3 protein-coding genes are annotated in these 2,830 nt (G+C 36.5%); all 3 read left to right on the forward strand.

The features are described from left to right. Nucleotides 1-1,113, forward strand: a 1,113-nt coding sequence (locus Q0K80_RS10225; RefSeq protein ID WP_294606029.1) for a DUF916 and DUF3324 domain-containing protein, incomplete at its 5' end; no start/stop codon positions are given. 13 nt (nucleotides 1,114-1,126) lie between these two features. After that, a complete protein-coding gene (locus Q0K80_RS10230; RefSeq protein WP_294606030.1) occupies nucleotides 1,127-1,936 on the forward strand; it encodes a WxL domain-containing protein in 810 nt (269 codons plus the stop codon). 235 nt (nucleotides 1,937-2,171) lie between these two features. Then, on the forward strand, nucleotides 2,172-2,830 hold a 659-nt coding region (locus tag Q0K80_RS10235), incomplete at its 3' end, for a helix-turn-helix domain-containing protein (protein ID WP_294606031.1).

Raw genomic sequence — 2,830 nt, forward strand, 5'->3', positions numbered from 1 at the left:
CTAATTAGTTCATATGTCGATCACAATTACCGGGAGTTTCTTGTGCGTATTAAAGATAGTCTTTTCAACTTAAATTTTTTATTGGGTGTTTTCTTAACAATGATTATTGCTATGACTTCCTTTTTCTGTAAGCCGGTTACTGCTGCTATTACAGGAGCAGCAGGTTTTTCGGTGGCTTTGTCAGGAGGACAGTCGACTTCCAATAATGATAATTTTTTTATTTTGAATTTACAGCCTGGTCAGTCACAACAGGTGAATTTGAAAATCACTAATAATCTAGACAAAAAAATTCGAGTCGCTGTTTTGCCAACTGTAGCTGGTACCACGAGCCAGGGACAATTAGATTACGCTAACTTGTCTAGCAAGAGAGATTCCAGTTTGCAACATGATTGGACTAAAATGGGACCTCAAAAAGTTACTATTAGTTTGCCTCCAAAGTCAGCTCAAACCGTTACGCAGACCATTACTGCACCTAAGAAGTCTTTTAATGGTGTTATGTTGGGCAGTTTTTATATTCATTCACCCTCAATTGATAAACAGAATGCAGCTAAAAAACTGAAACATTCCGGTGTGAATAATCTTTATGCTTATTCCATAAGTATTTTAATGAATTGTGGTGCTGTGGAGCAGGTGCAACCTGATTTGCGATTACGTTCGATCCGACCAGGAGTTTTGGAAGCCGGTCCGGCAGTATTTATCAATATGCAAAATTTTAAAGCCAAATACATTAACAAGAATGCGATGCGTATTCGGGCTCGTATTTATCCGGCGCATAGTCAAAAGCTGCTTTATCAGTCCAAAATTAAGAATGGCAATTTTGCACCTAATTCTAATTTTTCTTTTCCGGTGAGTTGGAATCATCATCCAATGAAGGCTGGCAATTATCAGGCACGTGTGCAGGTTTCAGCGCAAGCTCGTAGTTGGAACCTTGTTAAGAACTTTACAATTAGCCCAGCTGAAGCCCGAAAATTGAATCGTAATGATCCTAATATTAAACCTAACTATTGGCCGTTAATTTTGGTATTAATAATCGTTGTTTTGTTATTAATCGCTTTATTATTTTATTGGTTTTATAAACATGGTCAACGCCAAGCGACGCAGATGAAGCGTTGAAAGGGGAAAAAGCATGAATAAATTATTGCGTTTTTCTACGCTTTTATTTTTTAGTTTTATGTTAATGAATTCCACTTCCGTTCAAGCTGCTGATCCTGCTTTGACAGATAATCAAGGGGCAGCTATACCAGATGCCAACGTAATTAATCCTTCTGGAAAAAGTGGTAATTCGAATTCTGGAATTAGTTTTTCTGGTGATTCTAACGATCTTTACCTAATATCTGTACCTAAGACTTTGGAATTTGGTCAGCATTGGCAATTTACAACGCAGAACTGGGATTTATTACCTCGAAAAGATAGTGATGGGGTAGCGAGTCCACAAGACAATGGGGTGGCGATAGCTGATTTTCGTTTAGGGAATGCTAAGAATTGGAGTTTATCTGTTCAGTCTACTGCTTTTTCTAAGTTTCCTGATGGCGGTCGTGATATTCAACCTATTTCCTCCATTGCTTTTCGAAACGCTGACGTTTATAACGGTAAGTGGAATAACGACAATATTGTTTATACAAAGGAATCTACACAAAGTGCTTATACACCAATAAAAACATTTGATTTTAATAACGAATTATCAGTTTCTCCAAATTCAAGTCTATCACCTGATCCAATAAACAATCCTGCATTTGGTCAGTCCGAAGTTCTTTTAACTTCTGGCTCTGATTCCAACAATTCAGATAGCAGTTATCGTGGTCGTGGTATATGGCTGCTTGCCTTTAATCATAAAAAAGATATTGTCTTACATCCTACTACAAGTGAAATACCTGGTAATTTTCGGGCATATTTTCGTTGGACCATAGGCACTGACTCTACGCAAGCTCTTTCTTAAACTGCTATTAAAAAATTCTGAACTACCGCAACCTTGTTTGCGGTTTTTTCATTAATTGTCACGGGATTCATTGTTCTTTTTTAAAAACTTCATTAATATTTCAAACTTATTTCTACTAAATATATAGCATTTTTTGCCTATTTATTACATAATAGAGATTGCCGCTTATATGAATTAAGACATTTTTAATTAAGTAAAATGCTTATTCTAACTTATGTAATTTGGAGGTTGAATTTTGGAAAAAACACCAGACCTATTTTTATCTGTTTCGGAAACAGAAAAGCTACATCTCTTTGAACAGATCCGGCAATTAAAGGTCATGGAAAAAACTAATCAAGATAGTCTGAAAATTTATCAGAGATTAACTCCTGGAATCTCTGAAATTAATTTACGTCAAGTTGCATTACAAATGCATAAAAGTTACGGTAGCATCTATAACACCTATGATGGTATTGTGCAAGATATGAAGGCTATGTTAGGCAAGTCTGACCCTACTATTCCAGAAATTTTTGCCGTTTCTTCGGATCAGTATCAAATCTATTTGATTTCTCATACGGATTCTTATAATTTTTTACGGCAAGTTTTATCTAGCGATAAACGTTCCTTTACAAATTTCTATCAAGCGATGGGTAACAGTAAGGCTACAGTTTTGCGTCATTTAAAACCTATGCGAACCTTTTTGAAGAAGTTCGATGTTCGGGTAGCTTATGAACCTATGCGATTTATTGGTCGGGAACAAGATGTGCGGATTGCGCTTACTGTTCTCTATTGGCGGGCAACCCAAGGCTTAAGCTGGCCATTTGATAGTGTCACTCAAAAACAGGCCAGTGAATTGGTCAGTTACGGTTTAGATCTCTTTCATATGGTTGAACCCAATAATGTCACCAAAGATTT

This window comes from uncultured Lactobacillus sp., assembly GCF_945290125.1.
Lineage (GTDB): Bacteria > Bacillota > Bacilli > Lactobacillales > Lactobacillaceae > Lactobacillus > Lactobacillus rizhaonensis.